This window comes from Novosphingobium sp., assembly GCF_041915465.1.
Classification (GTDB): Bacteria; Pseudomonadota; Alphaproteobacteria; order Sphingomonadales; family Sphingomonadaceae; genus Novosphingobium.
This window is the reverse complement of sequence record NZ_JAYSBK010000063.1, coordinates 1-17,722: the sequence shown is the minus strand read 5'-3', so window position 1 is coordinate 17,722 and position 17,722 is coordinate 1. Positions and strand designations below refer to the sequence as shown.

General features: G+C 65.6%; 14 protein-coding genes. 4 read left to right on the top strand and 10 right to left on the bottom strand.

From position 1 onward, the window contains the following. Positions 1-62: 62 nt before the first annotated feature. Entirely contained in the window at positions 63-1,286 is a 1,224-nt protein-coding gene (locus ACE3SN_RS11360; protein ID WP_374530085.1) for an NADP-dependent isocitrate dehydrogenase, read from the top strand. A 78-nt stretch (positions 1,287-1,364) separates the two neighbouring features. Here the strand turns inward: ACE3SN_RS11360 and ACE3SN_RS11355 are convergent, their stop codons facing one another. Beyond that, entirely contained in the window at positions 1,365-1,733 is a 369-nt protein-coding gene (locus ACE3SN_RS11355; protein WP_374530083.1) for a hypothetical protein, read from the bottom strand. A 123-nt stretch (positions 1,734-1,856) separates the two neighbouring features. On the opposite strand from ACE3SN_RS11355, the gene ACE3SN_RS11350 reads away from it, so the two are divergent. Then, positions 1,857-3,638 (top strand): cation:proton antiporter, encoded by a 1,782-nt coding sequence (locus ACE3SN_RS11350; RefSeq protein ID WP_374530081.1) that lies wholly within the window; start codon positions 1,857-1,859, stop codon positions 3,636-3,638. On the opposite strand, the gene ACE3SN_RS11345 is transcribed toward ACE3SN_RS11350, so the two are convergent. The 3 genes from ACE3SN_RS11345 to ACE3SN_RS11335 all read right to left on the bottom strand — a co-directional run bounded on the left by ACE3SN_RS11345 (position 3,635) and on the right by ACE3SN_RS11335 (position 8,099). Continuing rightward, complete coding sequence (locus ACE3SN_RS11345; protein ID WP_374530079.1) at positions 3,635-4,111, bottom strand: hypothetical protein; 477 nt, start codon at positions 4,109-4,111, stop codon at positions 3,635-3,637. The genes ACE3SN_RS11350 and ACE3SN_RS11345 overlap by 4 nt on opposite strands. Before the next feature lie 454 nt (positions 4,112-4,565). Next, entirely contained in the window at positions 4,566-7,211 is a 2,646-nt protein-coding gene (alaS, locus tag ACE3SN_RS11340; protein WP_374530077.1) for an alanine--tRNA ligase, read from the bottom strand. Positions 7,212-7,280: 69 nt separating this feature from the next. Beyond that, the gene (locus ACE3SN_RS11335) at positions 7,281-8,099 is read right to left on the bottom strand and encodes a class I SAM-dependent methyltransferase (protein ID WP_374530075.1); all 819 of its coding nucleotides are present in this window, start codon (positions 8,097-8,099) and stop codon (positions 7,281-7,283) included. Between the two features lie 161 nt (positions 8,100-8,260). Between ACE3SN_RS11335 and ACE3SN_RS11330 the strand changes: the two genes are divergently transcribed. Beyond that, positions 8,261-10,345 (top strand): elongation factor G, encoded by a 2,085-nt coding sequence (locus ACE3SN_RS11330; RefSeq protein ID WP_374530073.1) that lies wholly within the window; start codon positions 8,261-8,263, stop codon positions 10,343-10,345. A gap of 45 nt (positions 10,346-10,390) precedes the next feature. Here the strand turns inward: ACE3SN_RS11330 and ACE3SN_RS11325 are convergent, their stop codons facing one another. From ACE3SN_RS11325 to recA, 3 genes are all read right to left on the bottom strand, one after another. Further along, positions 10,391-10,828 carry a hypothetical protein gene (locus ACE3SN_RS11325; RefSeq protein WP_374530072.1) on the bottom strand — a complete coding sequence of 146 codons (438 nt, stop codon included), beginning with the start codon at positions 10,826-10,828 and terminating at the stop codon, positions 10,391-10,393. A 184-nt stretch (positions 10,829-11,012) separates the two neighbouring features. Next, entirely contained in the window at positions 11,013-11,600 is a 588-nt protein-coding gene (locus tag ACE3SN_RS11320; protein ID WP_374530070.1) for a PEGA domain-containing protein, read from the bottom strand. A 249-nt stretch (positions 11,601-11,849) separates the two neighbouring features. Next, entirely contained in the window at positions 11,850-12,917 is a 1,068-nt protein-coding gene (gene recA / locus ACE3SN_RS11315; RefSeq protein ID WP_374530087.1) for a recombinase RecA, read from the bottom strand. Positions 12,918-13,142: 225 nt separating this feature from the next. Between recA and ACE3SN_RS11310 the strand changes: the two genes are divergently transcribed. After that, positions 13,143-14,357 carry an FAD-dependent oxidoreductase gene (locus ACE3SN_RS11310; protein WP_374530068.1) on the top strand — a complete coding sequence of 405 codons (1,215 nt, stop codon included), beginning with the start codon at positions 13,143-13,145 and terminating at the stop codon, positions 14,355-14,357. Here ACE3SN_RS11310 and ACE3SN_RS11305 read toward each other — a convergent pair. The 3 genes from ACE3SN_RS11305 to smpB form a co-directional block, all read right to left on the bottom strand. Beyond that, positions 14,354-16,786, bottom strand: a complete 2,433-nt coding sequence (locus ACE3SN_RS11305) for a response regulator (protein ID WP_374530066.1) — start codon at positions 16,784-16,786, stop codon at positions 14,354-14,356. The two genes, ACE3SN_RS11310 and ACE3SN_RS11305, sit on opposite strands and share 4 nt — an antisense overlap. Next, positions 16,783-17,349 carry a DUF2062 domain-containing protein gene (locus ACE3SN_RS11300; protein ID WP_374530064.1) on the bottom strand — a complete coding sequence of 189 codons (567 nt, stop codon included), beginning with the start codon at positions 17,347-17,349 and terminating at the stop codon, positions 16,783-16,785. The genes ACE3SN_RS11305 and ACE3SN_RS11300 overlap by 4 nt, the downstream gene beginning before the upstream one ends. Further along, positions 17,346-17,722 (bottom strand): SsrA-binding protein SmpB (gene smpB / locus ACE3SN_RS11295; RefSeq protein ID WP_374530063.1); only part of this gene is annotated, 377 nt, incomplete at its 5' end. The genes ACE3SN_RS11300 and smpB, both read right to left, overlap by 4 nt.

Here is a 17,722-nt window from a genome sequence, read left to right as displayed (position 1 = left end):
AGGGGACCGGCGAATTTCCAAGATTCAACGCTTCAAACCTCCCCGGGGAAAGACAAGGCACGATGGGCAAGATCAAGGTGAAGAACCCGGTCGTCGAAATCGACGGCGACGAAATGACCCGCATCATCTGGCAGTGGATCCGTGAACGGCTGATCCTGCCCTATCTCGACATCGATCTGAAGTACTACGATCTGTCGGTCGAGAAGCGCGATGAAACGAACGACAAGATCACCGTCGATTCGGCCAATGCGATCGCGAAGTATGGCGTCGGCGTGAAGTGCGCCACGATCACGCCGGACGAAGCCCGCGTCGAGGAATTCGGCCTCAAGAAGATGTGGAAGTCGCCCAACGGCACGATCCGCAACATCCTGGGCGGCGTGGTGTTCCGCGAACCGATCGTGATGCAGAACGTCCCCCGCCTGATCCCGGGCTGGACCGATCCGATCGTGGTCGGCCGTCACGCCTTTGGCGATCAGTACAAGGCAACCGACTTCGTCGTCCCTGGCCCCGGCAAGCTGCGCCTGGTCTGGGAAGGCGACAATGGCGACAAGATCGACGAGGAAGTGTTCCACTACCCCTCGGGCGGCGTGGCGCTGGCCATGTACAACCTCGACGATTCGATCCGCGACTTTGCCCGCGCCAGCTTCAACTATGGCCTGGGCCTGGGCTGGCCTGTGTACCTGTCGACCAAGAACACCATCCTCAAGGCCTATGACGGCCGCTTCAAGGACCTGTTCCAAGAAGTGTTCGAAACCGAAGGCTTCAAGGAAAAGTTCGACGCTGCCGGCATCGTCTACGAACACCGCCTGATCGACGACATGGTCGCCTCGGCGCTCAAGTGGTCGGGCAAGTTCGTCTGGGCCTGCAAGAACTACGACGGCGACGTGCAGTCGGACCAGGTTGCCCAGGGCTTCGGCTCGCTCGGCCTGATGACCTCGGTGCTGATGACGCCGGACGGCAAGACGGTGGAAGCCGAAGCCGCCCACGGCACCGTCACCCGCCACTACCGCATGCACCAGCAGGGCAAGGCGACCTCGACCAACCCGATTGCGTCGATCTTCGCCTGGACCCGCGGCCTGATCTATCGCGGCAAGTTCGACGAAACCCCCGATGTGGTGCGCTTCGCCGAAACGCTTGAAAAGGTCTGCATCGACACCGTCGAAAGCGGCAAGATGACCAAGGACCTTGCGATCCTGATCGGTCCGGAACAGCCCTGGCTGACCACCGAAGGTTTCTTCGAGGCGATCGTCGAGAACCTCGAAACCGAAATGGCCAACTGGAAGTAAGCTTCCCGCGCCATTGAAACGAATGCGGCGGCCCGGTCACCCGGTGCCGCCGCTTTTCGTTTGCGCTGGCGCTCCGGCTTACTTCGCCGGGCAGTGCGTTATCGGCGTGCCGACAAACGGATTCTTGCCAGCCGTTTCGGTGGTATCGACGCGAATCTTCATGCCCGTCTGGAAAAACTCGCCGCCACTCTGGCAAAATCCGGAAGCGAATGCGTCCGCGATCATCGTCGGGTCGAGTTCGGTCCGCCAACCGGCCGGGCCATCCACCTCGATCACCAGCACTTCGCCATCGGCGCGAACGCCGGTAACCTTGAGACCGCCATCGTATTCCTGACCGACCAGTTCCTGCATCGAACTGGCATAGCTTGCCACCATGTCGCTGACTTTGCTGGCATAGGCTGGCTGCGCCGCAGCAAGGCCGATGCTCGCCGTCAGAATGAACGCCATACGTTTCAACATCATACAAACCCCGTTCCACCTGTTTCCATGCCGAAACGATTTCCCAATCGGTCCCATGCGTCAAGTGCGCCGTGCCGTGACAAGGGACCGCCTCGCCGGTAAGGCTGGGATATGGCTGCTCCTCTCGCATTCACTCCATCTTCTCCGCTTGGCGATGCTCTGGTGATCCTGGGAGCGGCAGGGATCGTGATTCCCGTCTTCGCGCGCTTTCGCATCACGCCGGTGATCGGTTTCATCCTGACCGGCCTGCTGGTCGGTCCCTATGGCCTCGGCCAGCTCGCCTTCGACCATCCCTGGCTTGAATACGTCACCATTTCGAACCCGGAAGACCTCGCGCCGTTCGCCGAATTCGGGATCATCCTGCTGCTGTTCGAAATCGGGCTGGAACTGTCATTCGATCGCCTCTGGGCGATGCGGCGGCAGGTTTTCGGGCTGGGCGCGATCGAACTGCTTGTGGCAGGTTCGACGATCGCGGGCGTCCTGGCGCTGCTGGGCCAGTCGCCGGGTGGTGCACTGGGCCTGGGGCTTGCGCTCGCCATGTCGTCGACCGCGCTGGTCCTGCCGATTGCGGGCACCAGCACGCCGGTCGGCAAGGCGGCGCTGGCGATGCTGCTGTTTGAAGACCTGGCGCTCGTGCCGATCATCTTCCTGCTGGGCGCGATTGCCCCGAATGCTGGCGATGACGGCCTGGACGCGCTGCTGCGCACGTTATGGCAGGGCGGACTGGTCATCCTGGCGCTGATGGCAGTGGGGCGCTTCATGCTCCCCCGCTTGTTCGCGCAGGCCGCCCGCACCAAGAGCCCGGAGCTGTTCCTGGCCGCCAGCCTGCTGGTGGTGATCGTCTCCGCCCTCGCCACGGCGGCGGTCGGCCTGTCGCCGATCATGGGCGCTCTGCTGGCGGGTCTGCTGATCGCGGAAACCGAATACCACGGCGAAGTCGAAGCCTTTACCGCACCGTTCAAGGGCCTTGCGCTCGGCGTATTCCTGATCACCGTGGGCATGAGCATCGACCTCAAGGTGGTATGGGAAAACCTGGGCCTGCTGCTGGCGGCGACCGTCGCCGTCATGCTGGTCAAGGCGGTCGTCACCGGCTTTGCCTTGCGCCTGATGGGCGCGCGGCGCGGCACGGCGACAGAGGCCGGGATCCTGCTCGCCAGCCCCTCCGAAACCACGCTGATCGTGCTGACGACAGCCGGCGCCGCCTCGCTGATCCAGCCGGGCACCGCGCAGTTCTGGCAGATCGTCACCGCAATCGGCCTCACTATCACCCCCCTGCTCGCGCTGCTCGGCAAGCGGATCGCTCGCCGGGTCGATACCGCCGCCGCGCCGTTGATCCCCGAAGACGACGGCCAACCGCGCACGATCATCGTCGGGTTTGACCGCGTCGGGCGCCTGATCGCGGATATGCTGAGCCGCCACGGCAAGCCCTATGTCGCGATCGACATGGATCCGGACCGCGTCGGCTATGGCCACGAACAGGGTTACGCCGTGCTGTTCGGCGATGCGACGCGCGATGCGACGCTGGCCAAGCTGGGGCTCGAACGTGCCAGCGCCGTGGTGCTGACGATGGACGAACCGATCCTGGCCCAGCGCCTGGTGAAAAAGCTGCGCGCCCAGCAACCCGCCCTGCCGATCCTGGCCCGCGCGCGCGATGCCAAACATGCTGCCGCGCTCTACAAGGCCGGGGCCAGCACCGCCGTGCCGCAGACGCTGGAAAGTTCGCTCCAGCTATCCGAAGCCGTGCTGGTCGATATCGGTGTGCCGATGGGGCCCGTGATCGCCAGCATCCACGAAAAGCGCGACGAATTGCGCGCGCAGATCATGGAAGAAGGGGCGCTGGAGGAAAAACCCAAGTTGAAGACGTCGCGGCTGCGCGAACCTGGCGAAGCCTAGAGCGGCTTGGTCACCTGATCCTTGTAAGTCGTGCCCGGCGCCGCCTTGACCGCGATCGAGGCCTTGGCGTTGGTTGCCGGTTGGACAGTGTAGGCGTTGTTCCCGATCATGAGCGCCATGTTGCACTGGGCCGAGATCAGGATTCCCGGCTCAACGTTCTTGTGGAGGGTCAGCGTCAGCGTGCCTTCGAAATTGCCATTGGCATCGGGCTTGACCAGCCGGGCAACGCTGTTTCCGCTATCGGCTTCCCCGTTGATCCACGGCCCGGGATTAAACACGCCATATTGTCCGATATTGCCCGTCACCGGGTCCTTCTGATTGAGCCAGCAGGCGATTTTTACCTGGTCGACCTGCTGGTTCACCGAATGGAGACTGACGGGCACTGTAAAGGTTGCCAGCACCTCGGCCGCGCGGGCATCCGGCGCGGCAATCAGCAGGACTGCGGCAAGTCCGGATCCGATCAGCATACGCATGGCAGTTCTCCGAGAAAGGTGTGCGGCAGGATCATTGTGGCGGCTTTGGCCGCGGCTGGATGCGTGGCAAGGTGCGAGGCTTGACCCGGGCCGGCACCACCCGCACCGGCACCGGTTCGGCTGTGCGGTTGCCCGTAAAGCTGAGCGCGGGCATCGTGTGACCGCGACTGGCCCGTCGGCCTCCGCATGAGTTGACGCGGCTGTCTCTGCCCCGCCCTGACCGGTGAACGACAGCTGCGGCATGGTTACGGCCACCGGTCCGCTTGGCCCTGATGGCGGCGGCGGTGTTTCAGCGGTCGAGCGCTGTCCGGCAAAGGTTATCGCGGGCATGGTTGCGCCAACCTGGGCGCTGCCAGGCGACGCAGTCGTGGCAAGGGCCAGTGCCGCAAGGATCAGCCGACTCCGCATGCCGCCAAGTCTATGCCCGAGGCTAAGCTTCGGCAAATGGCAATGCTCAGCTGGCGAGAAGCGCCTTTACCGCCGCGATGGCGTCAGCCGACTTGCTGCCATCCGGACCGCCGCCCTGCGCCATGTCAGCGCGGCCGCCGCCGCCCTTGCCGCCCAGCGCCTCGACCCCGGCGCGCACCAGATCGACCGCGCTGACCTTGCCGGTCAGGTCTTCGGTGACGGCTGCGGCGATGCTGGCCTTGCCATCGTTGACCGCAACGATCACCGCCACGCCCGAACCCATCCGGCCCTTGGCCTGATCCAGCAGCCCGCGCAGTTCCTTGGCGTCGAGCCCGTCGATTACCTGGCCGGAGAACTTGATCCCGCCCACGTCCTCGTCAGCCGCCTCGGCCTTGGCCCCGCCGCCGCCCAGCGCCAGCGCCTTCCTGGCGTCGGCCAGTTCGCGTTCCAGCTTCTTGCGTTCGTCGAGCAGCGCGGTGACGCGCGCCTCAACTTCGTCCGGCGTGGTGCGCAGCACCGATGCCGCGGCCTTCAGCGCCTCTTCGCGGGCAACCAGATACTGCCGCGCGCCTTCGCCGGTCAGCGCCTCGATCCGGCGCACGCCGCTCGAAACCGCGCTGTCGGAAACGATCCGCAGCAAGCCGATATCGCCCAGCGCGCGCACGTGGGTGCCGCCGCACAGTTCGACCGAATAGGGCTTGCCGGAAATGCGACCCATCGAGAGCACCCGCACTTCGTCGCCATACTTTTCGCCGAACAGCGCCATGGCCCCTGCCTCGATCGCATCGTCGGGGCTCATCAGGCGGGTGACGACCGCTTCGTTGGCGCGGATTTCGGCGTTCACTTCGGCTTCGATCGCGGCCACGTCTTCAGCCGAAAGCGCGGTGGGGTGCGAATAGTCGAACCGCAGACGGTCGGCCGCGACCAACGAGCCCTTCTGCGTCACATGCGCGCCCAGGCGATTGCGCAAGGCGGCGTGCAGCAAGTGGGTGGCCGAGTGGTTGGCGCGAATCGCATCGCGGCGCGCCACGTCGATGTCGAGCTTGACCACGTCACCGACCTTGATCGAACCGGCTTCGACCTTCGCATTGTGCGCGTGGAGACGGCCCAGCGGCTTGGCGGTGTCGCTAACGGCCAGCTTCAGCCCGTCCGCGCCGGCAATCGTCCCAGCATCTCCGGTCTGGCCGCCGCTTTCACCATAGAACGGAGTCTGGTTGGTGATCACTGTCACGCTGTCGCCAGCGCCCGCGCTGTCCACTTCCTTGCCGTCCTTGACCAGCGCGACGACCTGCGCCTCGCCGGTAACCGCGGTATAGCCGGTGAACTCGGTCGCGCCGACGCGTTCGGCGATGTCGAACCACACTTCGCTATCGGCAGCCTGGCCCGAGCCCTTCCACGCGGCGCGGGCGGCGGCCTTTTGCTGGGCCATGGCGGCATCGAAGCCGTCCTTGTCCACCCCGATCCCGCGGGCGCGCAAGGCGTCTTCGGTAAGATCGTAAGGGAAGCCGTAAGTGTCATAGAGCTTGAAGGCCGTTTCGCCCGGCAGGGCATCGCCCTCACCCAGCTCGGCGGTTGCCTCATCCAGAAGCTTGATCCCGTTGGCCAGCGTGCGCCGGAACTGCACTTCCTCGCGCTGGAGGGTTTCCTGGATCAGCGGCTGCGCGCGGCCCAGTTCAGGATAGGCCGCGCCCATCTCGGTCACCAGCGCAGGCACCAGACGGTGCATCAACGGCTCTTTCGCGCCCAGCAGGTGCGCATGGCGCATCGCGCGGCGCATGATCCGGCGCAGCACATAGCCGCGCCCTTCGTTGGACGGCAGCACGCCGTCGGCCAAGAGGAAGCTGGTCGAGCGCAGGTGGTCCGCAATCACGCGATGGCTGGCGGTATGTTCGCCCGCCGCCTTCACGCCGGTCAGGCTTTCGGAGGCCGCGATCAGCGCCTTGAAGGTGTCGGTGTCATAGTTGTCGTGCTCGCCCTGCAGCACGGCGGCGATGCGTTCCAGCCCCATGCCGGTATCGATGCTGGGCTTGGGCAGATTGCCGGTGATTTCCCCGGCGGTCTGCTCGAACTGCATGAACACCAGATTCCAGATCTCGATGAAGCGGTCGCCGTCTTCCTCGGGCGATCCCGGCGGGCCGCCCCAGATGTGATCGCCGTGGTCGAAGAAGATTTCGCTGCACGGACCGCACGGGCCATCGTCGCCCATCGCCCAGAAGTTGTCCTTGGTGGCGATGCGGATGATGCGGTCTTCGGGAAGCCCGGCGATCTTCTTCCACAGCTCAAACGCCTCGTCATCGGTGTGATAGACGGTGGCGAGCAGCTTGTCCTTGGGCAGGCCCCATTCGCGCGTCAGCAGGGTCCAGGCATGGGTGATCGCCTGTTCCTTGAAATAGTCCCCGAACGAGAAGTTCCCAAGCATTTCGAAGAACGTGTGGTGGCGCGCGGTGTAGCCGACGTTGTCGAGATCGTTGTGCTTTCCCCCTGCCCGCACGCACTTTTGCGATGAGGTTGCACGCGGCACCGCGCGGGTTTCAAGCCCGGTGAACACGTTCTTGAACGGCACCATCCCGGCGTTGGTGAACATCAACGTCGGATCGTTATAGGGCACCAGCGGCGCAGACTGCACCACCTCGTGCCCGTTCGAGCCGAAGTATTCGAGGAAGGAGCGGCGGATTTCGTTCGTCGAAGTCATAGCGAACCGCCACTAAGGCAGGCGCGCAAGCCGGGCAAGCCGGAAGGCGCGATCACGGTAACTCGGCGTTTAACTCTTTCTGGCGCTGGCAATCCATGCCGCGGCACTGAGCGCAACCAGATTGCCGCTGCGATGGTCTTCCAGCCATTCGCGGATCCGCCCCTCGGCCAGTTCACGGGCCTTGCCTTCAAGCGCGCGCAGGGCCGGTGCGGCCGGGCCAATGCGGCGGAAGAAATGCAGCGCATCGGCAACCGGGTCCTCGCCAACCCCAGCGACATAGGCGAAATCGACGGGTTCAAATTCGATCTCGCGCCAGCCCGCATCATCGAGGATCGCCTTGACCCGATCGGCATCGGCGAATGCGAACGGGCCGGGCGCGTACGGATCGGCGGCAGGCGGCAAGTCAAGCAGACGCGCAATACTGCTGGCCCATTGGTTTTCGGCCGGGCTGCGGAAGCATGAAAACACCAGCGATGCGCCGGACAGCGCTCCGTGACGCAGGTTGGCGAAGGCTGCCACCGGATCGTCGAAGAACATCACGCCGTGGCGCGAAATCACCAGGTCCGGATCGAAACCGGCCATGCGCCAATTGGCCGCATCTGCCAGCACGAACTCGGCATTGCCGTGCCGCCCCCCGCGCGCCTGCGCCGCCTCGATCAGGTCGGGCGAGACATCGACCCCGATAACCCGCGCCCCAGGCCGTTGCCGCGCGACCGCAAGCGCGAGTTCACCCGCACCGCAGCCAACGTCGAGCACCGCACCGCCGGCCCGTTCGCCCACGCGTTCCAGCAAACGCTGGGTCAGCCCCGCAAAGGAACGATCGGTGAGCGCGAAGTTATCCGCCCAAGTGCGCCCAACCTGGGCCTGCCAGTCCATGCCGCTTGTCATGGCTGCAGGCTATGCCGCCCGGGCGTGCAGGACAAGCAACAAACGCTGCGCAGAAATCACTTGCGACTCACGCAAGTGAGGCAGACCATCGCCCCCAGTTCTTGCGCGCCCGAGTGCAAGTGCAAGCGCCCGGCGCGCCTTCGCAAAAGAGGAGGCGAAAGATGGGCAGCACCCAGAACGGCAATCAATCCGGCAGAGCGGCAACCGGCGCGGCCACGCGCGCAATCGCGCTGATCGGGCCCGCCGGTACCGGCAAAACGAGCCTCGCCGAAGCCTTGCTGTATGCCAGCGGCGCGATCCCGCGGCAGGGCAGCGTCGAAGCCGGTTCAAGCGTCGGAGATTCCAGCCCCGAGGCGCGCGCACGCGGCGGCTCCACCGAACTGAACCTGATGCATTTCGACTATCTGGGCGATCGGTTCGCGCTGATCGACCTGCCGGGCGGCGCGGGCTTTGCCGCCGACGGCCTCGCCGCGCTGCAATCGGCCGACATGGCGGTGGTGGTGATCGATCCCGCGCCCGAACGCGCGGCGCTAGCCGAACCCACGCTGCGCTTGCTCGACAGGCTGGCCGTGCCCCATGCCATCTTCATCAACAAGATCGAACACGCGCGCGCCGGCACGGTGCACGACCTGATCCACGAACTGCAACCGATGAGCCGCGAGCCGCTGGCCCTGCGGCAGATCCCGATCCGCACCGGCGATGGCAAGGGCGGCGAAGTGGTGACCGGCTATGTCGATCTCGCGCTCGAACGCGCCTATCGCTACCGCCCCGGCAAGGAGAGCGAGCGGGTCGAAATTCCCGGCGAACTGCTGGAACTGGAGCGCACCGACCGCACGCACCTGCTCGAAACGCTGGCCGATTTCGACGACGCGCTGATGGAAACGCTGCTGCTGGACGAAACACCCGACCAGGCGGCGGTGATGGCCGACCTGGCGCTCGATACGGCGGGGAACAAGGTGGTGCCGGTCGTGCTTGGCTCGGCGCTGAGCGACGGCGGCGTGCACCGGCTGCTCAAATTGCTGCGCCACGAAGCGCCCGATCCGTCAGCCGCCGCGGCCCGGATGGGCATCCGCCAGGGCGCCGCGCTGCACGTGTTCAAGATCGCCAATGGCGGGGCAATGGGCCGCCTTTCGCTGGGCCGGATGCTCGGCAGCGGACTGGCCGAAGGCGACGAACTCAAGGTTGGCGAAAGCACCGAACGAGCGGGTTCGCTATTCCTCGTGCAGGGAGACAAGACTGCCAAGCAGGGTTCTGTAAACACCGGGGATATCGTCGCGGTCGCCAAGCTTGAAGGGACGCGCGCTGGCATGGTGATCGCCGGTAAGGGCGCGCGCTGCGATCCCCCCGCTCCGATCGAATACCCGGCCCGCAACGCCGCAAGCGCGATCACCACGCGCGATCGCAAGGACGATGTGAAGCTGTCCACCGCGCTGCACCGGCTGAGCGAGGAAGACCCCGCGCTCGAATGGAGCCAGGACGAAATCAGCCACGCGACGGTGCTGCGCGGCGTGAACGACGATCATCTCGCGGTGGTCATCGGCCGGCTGCAGCGGCGTTACGGCGTGGCCGTGACCAGCCAGCCGCTGCGCATTGCCTATCGCGAATCGATCCGCAAGACGGCCACGGTGCGCGGTCGGCACAAGAAGCAGTCGGGCGGGCACGGCCAGTATGGCGACTGCGTGATCGAAGTTCGCCCGCTCGCGCGCGGCGAAGGCTTTACCTTCACCGACCGGATCACCGGCGGCGCGATCCCCAAGCAATACATCCCCGCGGTCGAGGCCGGGGTGCGCGATGCGATGGAACAGGGGCCGCTCGGCTTTCCGGTGGTCGATGTCGCGGTCACGCTGACCGATGGCTCGTTCCACTCTGTCGACAGTTCGGAACTCGCATTCCGCACCGCCGGCCGCATGGCCATGACCGAGGCGCTGGCGCTCGCCGCGCCCTACCTGCTCGAACCGATCGCCCATGTCGTGGTCGACACTCCGTCCGGGACCGGATCGAAGGCGGGATCGACATTGTCGGCGCGGCGCGGGCAAATCCTTGGTCTTGCGCCCCACCCGGAATGGGCGCGGTGGGAACGCGTCGAAGCCCAGCTTCCCGAAAGCGCGCTGCATGGCCTCGATGCCGAACTGCGCTCATTGAGCCAGGGCCTGGCGAACTTCACCGCGCGGTTCGACCACCTGGCCGAGCTGGCGGGCAAACATGCCGACGAGGTGGTCAAGGAACGCGCGGCGGAACCCGCGTAATCCGGGAGGCTCCCGGCGCGAACCGATCCCGCGCCGGGAACGCCTTCAAGGAATGACCCGAATTTCGCGGGTCCACTGGGCCGAGGTCGACACTTTGCAGTCGGCCGAACTGAGGCTGACGCCGACAACGCCCTTTTCCTGGTAGTCGCGCGCGGTGCCATCGTATTTGTTGTAATGCAGCGGCAGGAAGATGAGCTGCCACGCGCCGCTGGCGTTGGCCTTCACCTGCCAGTCGATCGGCTTCATTGTCGCATTGGTCACGCCGAAATGCGCCCGGCTACCCGGCTTCAGGCCGGTGATATTGATCACCATGAGCTTGCTATTGCCAAGGATCTCAAGCCGGCAATCGCCGTCCCGGTCACTGCCCAGCACCGGCCAGGTGTCAGTGATCGCGCGGGACTGAGCTGGCGTTCCGGCCAGGCATCCCAGCAGGACTGCGGCGATTATGGCCGAAGGGCGCTGCTTGGCGAACATTGTGATCATGGCATGTGTCCCCGTCTCGCAACTTGCGGCAAGTCTCGGGAATCAGGCTATACCAGTTGTCGAATAGGCGCAGGTGCATTGTTGCGACTGACCCGAGCCGGGACAGTCCTTGCCGGCTCCGGGGAGATGACCGGCGCGGCACCACCAGGCTGCCGCGCCGGTATCGGTTCAAGAGATTGGTCCGTCAGCTGACCGCAGGCACTGCAGCCGCTTCGGTTTGCTGCGCAACCGGCGCAGCTGGCGGGGCAGCAGGCGCCGCTGCCGGGGTTGCGGGCGTAATGCCGGCAGCGTCGGCACCAATCGTCTTGGCCACGTCGTCACGAACCTTGGCGTTGTGCGCTTCGACCGTGGTGTCTTCCTTGCCATCCTGGTCGATCAGGGCTTCCTTGGCATCGCTGCCGTTCGGCACCAGCCGGATTACAAGCGGATTAGGGGAAAGATGGTTCGTTGCCCCATTCGTACCATCGACCACCCCGCCGATCAGCCCGCCCAGCAGGATATTGCCCGCTGCGGCGCCTCCGGTGCGGCTCTGCACCAGGACATAGGCGGAACGATAACCTTCGAGCGTGAAATCGGCCCTGAAATCACGGCCACGCTTGAGATTCAATTTGCATGGCGTCTCGCAGGTCATCCCGCCGGTCAGCCTGACGATTGCCCCGCTCGGATCGGATTCGATCCAATAGTCCTGACTGGTTCCGTTGATGACAGTCGCACAGCCCCCGAGACTGGCGCCAGCAACTGCCACCAGGATCACTTTTGCGAAAATTTTCATTGCCCCTCCGTTACTTGAACGTCTGTGTCTAAGTTCGAGGAGCATCCCGTCAAGTAATGTCCTCTCCGGAACGGTGATTGTTTCTGGCAACACCCTCACGCGTTCAAACGAAACCGGCGCCGTTCCGCGCGGGAACGGCGCCGGTCGTGGTTTTGGAGAGCGCCCCCAAGGGTATAGGGGACTGGAGGCGCTCTCCGTTCAACCCCGGCAGCTGCGGACGGGCATCCGCGCGCCGGAATTCTTCGAGGATCAGATGTCGTCGTCCGCGTCCGGACCCGTCATCATTTCCACGGCAAGACCTTCGGTCTGGCCGCGGATCGCAGCCTCCAGCCGGTCACAAACTTCGGGATTTTCCTTGAGGTAGGTCTTCGCGTTTTCGCGGCCCTGCCCGATCCGGATCGAATCGTAGCTGAACCATGCGCCCGACTTCTCGACCAGCCCGGCCTTGACGCCGAGGTCGAGAATTTCGCCGATCTTCGAGATCCCTTCGCCATACATGATGTCGAATTCGACCTGCTTGAATGGCGGGGCGACCTTGTTCTTGACGACCTTCACGCGGGTGGCGTTGCCGACGATATCGTCGCGGTCCTTGATCTGGCCGGTGCGGCGGATGTCGAGACGCACCGAGGCATAGAACTTGAGCGCGTTGCCGCCGGTGGTGGTTTCCGGATTGCCGTACATCACGCCGATCTTCATGCGCAGCTGGTTGATGAAGATCACCATGCAGCGCGAGCGGCTGATCGAACCGGTCAGCTTGCGCAAGGACTGGCTCATCAGGCGGGCCTGAAGACCGACGTGGCTATCGCCCATTTCGCCTTCGATTTCGGCGCGGGGCACCAGGGCTGCAACCGAGTCCACCACCAGCACGTCGATCGCGTTGGAACGCACCAGCGTGTCGGTGATTTCGAGCGCCTGCTCACCCGTGTCGGGCTGCGAAACGATCAGTTCGTCGATGTTGACGCCGAGCTTCTTGGCATAGACCGGATCGAGCGCGTGTTCCGCGTCGATGAAGGCCGCCGTGCCGCCGGACTTCTGCGCCTCGGCAATGACGTGCAGCGCCAGGGTGGTCTTGCCCGAGCTTTCCGGACCGTAAACTTCGATCACGCGGCCACGCGGCAGGCCGCCCACGCCCAGCGCGATGTCGAGACCCAGAGACCCGGTGGAGATCGCCTCCACCTGCATCGCTTCCTTCGAGCCCAGCTTCATTGCCGAGCCCTTGCCGAATGCGCGATCGATCTGCGCCAGCGCTGCTTCGAGCGCCTTCTGACGATCCATTGATTCCTTACCTTCCTGAATGAGCTTGAGTTGTGCAGCCATCATTCGTCCCCTTGCCTAACCCGCCAACCCGGCAGGTCAACCGAGACTCGGTGTACCCCATATGTTCTATTAGAACAAGAGGGGAATTGGAACAAATTTGGAACAAGTTCTTTTGTGCGTGTTTTCAGCGAAATAAGCCCACCTGCATGGGCAACAACTGTCTTGCAGGAGGGCGATCCCCGGCGCAACATCGCGGGATTGGTCAAGCGCGGATAAAGAGCCGCAATGCACGAGTTCACCATTGCCATCGCCGGATGCGGACCTGCCGGACTGGCCGCGGCCCTGCTGCTCGCGCGGGGCGGACACAGCGTGGTGCTCTACGATCGCTTCCCCGCGCCCCAGCCGGTAGGATCCGGGTTGATGTTGCAGCCGAGCGGCATGGCGGTGCTGGCGCGGCTTGGACTAGCCGGCGCAATCCAGGCCCGGGGAGCGCAGATCGAACGGCTGCTGGGGCTCTGCGCCGATGGCCGTACCGTACTCGATGCGCGCTATGACGAGCTGCCCGGTCCGCCCGCCCAGGGCCTGGGAATTCACCGCGCCAGCCTGTTCGAAGTGCTGCTCGACGCCGTGACGGCGGCGGGCGTGCCGCTGGTGGAAGACCACCAGGTGACCGGCAGCAGCGTGCGGGGCAATGGGCGCTGGCTGCAGTTCGCCGACAAGAGCGAGGCCGGCCCGTTCGACCTGGTGATCGATGGGCTGGGCCTGCATTCTCCGCTCGCCCCGCCCTGCGGCCGGTCGCTGCCGTTCGGGGCCTTGTGGACCACCCTGCCCTGGCCGCAGGACGGTCCCTTCCGCCGCGACCGGCTGGAGCAGCGCTACCGCGCGGCGCGTGAAATGGTCGGTGTTCTGCCGACCGGCACGCGGCCCGGTCACGGCGAAGAGCTGTCGCTGTTCTGGTCGCTCCCCGCCGATGGCTATGAGGGCTGGCGTGCCCGCGGCCTGGCGCAGTGGCGCGCGGAGGTGACCGCGCTCTGGCCCGACTGTGCCCAGCTCGTCGCGCAGGTCAGTGATCCTGACCAGGTGACCATGGCGCGTTATGCCCATCGCGAGCTGCCCGCTCCGGCGCAGGACCGGCTGATCCACATCGGCGATGCCTGGCACACGGCCAGCCCACAGCTGGGCCAGGGCGCGAACATGGCGCTGCTCGATGCCTGGGCCGTTGCCGAGGCGGCGCGACTGACGCGTGACCCGCGTGCCATACCGGCGTTGGCAGTCCAGCTACGCGCGTGGCATGTGACTCTGTACCAGTGGGCAACGGCGTTCTTCACCCCGCTCTATCAGTCGAACGCGGCATTTCCGGCCTGGCTGCGCGACACCCTGCTGGCACCGGCATCACGCCACTGGCCGGGCAAGCAGATCCAGGCGCTGTTGATGAGCGGCCTTGCCGGTAACCCGCTGCCCCGGCTGGGGCTGACACGGATCGGCCAAGACCGCGCCTAGCGCTGCACTGCGGCCAGCACCGCTCCGACCTTGTCGCTGATCTGCTGGACCGAGAACGGCTTGGGCAGGAAGTGGACGTCGGCGATGTCGATTTCCTTGCGCAGCTGTTCCTCGGCATAGCCGGACATGAACAGCACCGGCATGTCGGGCGCCCGCTTGCGGATTTCGCGGGCCATGGTCGGCCCGTCCATCGCGGGCATGACGACGTCGGAGACGACGATGTCGAATTCGCCGCCCTCCTCGACCCGTTCCAGCCCTTCGTCGCCGTCGCTGGCAGTGGTCACGGTATAGCCCGCGCGGGTCAGCGCGCGTTCGGCGACGGCGCGGACCATGTCCTCGTCCTCGACCAGCAGCACGCGCCCGCCGCCGGACCAGCTGGCCGCGGCCTCGGCCTTGACCGTGCGGCCGGCAATTTCCTCCGCGCTGGCGTGGTGGACCGGGAAGTAGACGCTGAAGGTGGTGCCCCGGCCCTGCTCGCTGTCGGCGAAGATGAAGCCGCCCGATTGCTTGACGATGCCGTAGACGGTCGAAAGCCCGAGGCCCGTGCCCTTGCCGGTTTCCTTGGTGGTGAAGAACGGCTCGAAGATCTTGGCGAGGTGATCGGGCGCGATGCCGGTGCCGGTGTCCTTGACAATCAGCGCGGTGTAATCGGCCTGCGGCATGATCCCGCCCGGCATCGCGCGCACGTCCGCCGCGGTGATGCGCTTGGTCGCCAGGGTCAGCTTGCCGCCGCCCTCGCCCCCGCTTCGCTCCATGCGTTCCTGCATCGCATCGCGGGCATTGACGGCAAGGTTGACGATCACCTGCTCAAGCTGGGTCGGATCGGCGCGGACCGGGCCAAGATCGCGGTCATGGGTGACGATCAGCTGGATCTTTTCGCCGATCAGGCGGCGCAAGAGGTGCGAGACGTCGGACACCACATCGGGCAGCTGCAGCACTTCGGGCCGCAGTGTCTGCTGACGCGAGAAGGCGAGCAACTGGCGCGTCAGGCTGGCGGCGCGGTTCGAATTGGCGCGGATCTGCTGGATATCGTCATAGTCGCTGTCACCCGGCGTATGACGCAGCAGCATCAGGTCGCAGGTGCCGAGGATCGCGGTCAGCACGTTGTTGAAATCATGCGCCACCCCGCCCGCAAGCTGGCCGACGGCCTGCATCTTGGTGGCCTGGGCAACCTGCCGCTTGAGCCGGGTTTCCTCGCTCGTATCGGTCAGGCCCAGCAGCACCGCCGCCTCGCCAAGCCCGCGCACCCCGGCAAGGCTGAGCGATACCGGCTCTTCCGGCTGGCCGCGCAGCCGCACGGCGATGTCGCCGCTGCTGGCTGGCCCCTGCGCAAAGCGGCGGATCGCGTCGGATAGTGGTCCCTTGTCTTCCTGCACGACGAGGTCGGTCGGATAGATCGGCGGCGGCTCCCCCTCGCGCTGGGCGGCGCGCATGAAGGCCGGATTGGCGAACAGCAACCGCCCGTCGCGGTCGGCCATGGCCAGCCCCAGCGGCAATTGCCCGAGCAGCGCCTCGAGATGCGGCACCGCGGCCGTCGCCTCGCTCGCCCCGCCGCCAAGCCCGACGCCATGATCGGCGATCAGCATCAGCGAGGGCGTGGTGTCATAATCGGGCGAGCCCGGCGCATCGGGATCGGCAACCGGCAGGTAGAACATGGTGAGCGGCGCGCCCTTTTTGCCGTCGCGCGCCCAGGTGATCTTGTCGGCCTCGTCCTGGCGCAGCAGCGAGATGAACTCCTGCCCGGTCAGCAGCGCCGCCGGATCGCCGGTGGCGCGCAGCGCAAACCCGGCGCTTGTCGCCCGGATCTTGCCATCGGGATCGACAATCGCGGCAGTAATGCCCGCCTGGGCGAGGGCGCGGCCCAGCTTGCCATCAAGGTGCGGAACGAGGTCGGCCACCGGGTCGGGCAGCGAGAGCGGGGTCAGGGTCCAGACGAGGTAGTCGTCGCCCCGTCCGGCGCGCAGCACCTGGGCCTTCCAGCGCCCGGTCGGGCCTTCGACCAGATCGGCAGCCCCCTTGCCGTCGCGCCAAGCCGAACGGCCCGCCTTGGCAAGGCGTTCGAGCGAGGCAATGTCCACCGGCAGACGCGGCGGGGCGTGCCCGGCCCCGAACCATTCCTCGTAACGCGGATTGGCACAGGTCAGGCGACCGGCGCGGTCGATGATCGCGATCGCGCTGTCGGGCCGGTCAATCGCCGCGATCGTCACCGACCAGTCGGGCAGCGCATATTCGATCTCGCGTTCCTGCGGACGCGGACGGGCCATGCTCCAGGCGATGGTGCCAAGTGCGACAAGGCCCCCGGCAAAACCGGCCACAGCGGCGACCTGTCTGGTCGCGAACCAGACGAGCGCAAGGCTGATCGCGAGCGCCGCGCCCAGCGCCAGGCGCTCCACTCCGATCCCGTTGGAGCGGGAGGGCACCCCGCTCACGATTCGAGCCGCTCCGCCTGCATCCGCAACAGGGCAACGCGGCGCTTGTGGCGAATCCACCAGCTCCACGAAAACGAGGCGACAAGATAGCCGATCGCGGCAGTCACCACGGAAATCACGAACAGCCCGGCGAACATCGCCGGGGCAGCGTCGGACAGCAGCCAGTAGGCCCACTGCTGCACCGTTGCATCGTGTGCGGTAAGCGATTGGAAAGTCTCAAGATCGGCGTGATAGCCCAGCTTGTTGCCGACAAAGATCGAGGCGGCAATGATCAGCGGGGTTGTGGCCGGATTGGACAGGAAGGTCATCGCTGCGGCCAGCGGAATGTTGCCGCGGCACGGCACACACATCAGCGCCGCGCCGACGATCTGGATGCCGGGGATCAGCGCAAAAATCCCGATCAGCAAGCCCACCGCCACGCCGCGCGGCACCGAACGGCGGGTGAATCGCCACAGTTCATGCCGCCGCGCCAGCGGACCGACCCAGCGGCTGTGCTCCATATCCTCGCGCTTGGGGAGGTTGCGGCCCGCCCAATCGGCAATGCGGGTTGCCAGCTTGCTCATTTGTAATCCCGCATGATCCGCGCCTGATCCCGCTTCCAGTCGCGCTCCTTGATGGTTGCGCGCTTGTCGGCAACGTTCTTGCCCTTGGCGAGCGCAAGCTCAACCTTGGCGCGGCCGCGGCCGTTGAAGTAGATCGAAAGCGGCACCAGCGTCATGCCCTTGCGCTCAACCGCCCCGGTGAAGCGGTCAATCTCGCGTTCGTGGAGCAGCAGTTTGCGCGGACGCTTGGGGACATGGTTGAAGCGATTGCCATGGCTGAACTCGGGCACATTGCTGTTGATCAGCCAGACTTCGCCGTTCTTCACTTCGGCATAGGCTTCCGCGATCGAGCCTTCGCCAAAGCGCAGGCTCTTCACTTCGGTCCCGGTCAGGG

What these genes read in the sequence shown, in the direction of transcription:
- ACE3SN_RS11360 (WP_374530085.1), top strand. Translation starts at nt 63, where the DNA reads ATGGGCAAGATCAAGGTGAAGAACCCGGTCGTCGAAATCGACGGCGAC.
- ACE3SN_RS11355 (WP_374530083.1), bottom strand. Translation starts at nt 1,733, where the DNA reads ATGGCGTTCATTCTGACGGCGAGCATCGGCCTTGCTGCGGCGCAGCCA.
- ACE3SN_RS11350 (WP_374530081.1), top strand. Translation starts at nt 1,857, where the DNA reads ATGGCTGCTCCTCTCGCATTCACTCCATCTTCTCCGCTTGGCGATGCT.
- ACE3SN_RS11345 (WP_374530079.1), bottom strand. Translation starts at nt 4,111, where the DNA reads ATGCGTATGCTGATCGGATCCGGACTTGCCGCAGTCCTGCTGATTGCC.
- alaS (WP_374530077.1), bottom strand. Translation starts at nt 7,211, where the DNA reads ATGACTTCGACGAACGAAATCCGCCGCTCCTTCCTCGAATACTTCGGC.
- ACE3SN_RS11335 (WP_374530075.1), bottom strand. Translation starts at nt 8,099, where the DNA reads ATGACAAGCGGCATGGACTGGCAGGCCCAGGTTGGGCGCACTTGGGCG.
- ACE3SN_RS11330 (WP_374530073.1), top strand. Translation starts at nt 8,261, where the DNA reads ATGGGCAGCACCCAGAACGGCAATCAATCCGGCAGAGCGGCAACCGGC.
- ACE3SN_RS11325 (WP_374530072.1), bottom strand. Translation starts at nt 10,828, where the DNA reads ATGATCACAATGTTCGCCAAGCAGCGCCCTTCGGCCATAATCGCCGCA.
- ACE3SN_RS11320 (WP_374530070.1), bottom strand. Translation starts at nt 11,600, where the DNA reads ATGAAAATTTTCGCAAAAGTGATCCTGGTGGCAGTTGCTGGCGCCAGT.
- recA (WP_374530087.1), bottom strand. Translation starts at nt 12,917, where the DNA reads ATGGCTGCACAACTCAAGCTCATTCAGGAAGGTAAGGAATCAATGGAT.
- ACE3SN_RS11310 (WP_374530068.1), top strand. Translation starts at nt 13,143, where the DNA reads ATGCACGAGTTCACCATTGCCATCGCCGGATGCGGACCTGCCGGACTG.
- ACE3SN_RS11300 (WP_374530064.1), bottom strand. Translation starts at nt 17,349, where the DNA reads ATGAGCAAGCTGGCAACCCGCATTGCCGATTGGGCGGGCCGCAACCTC.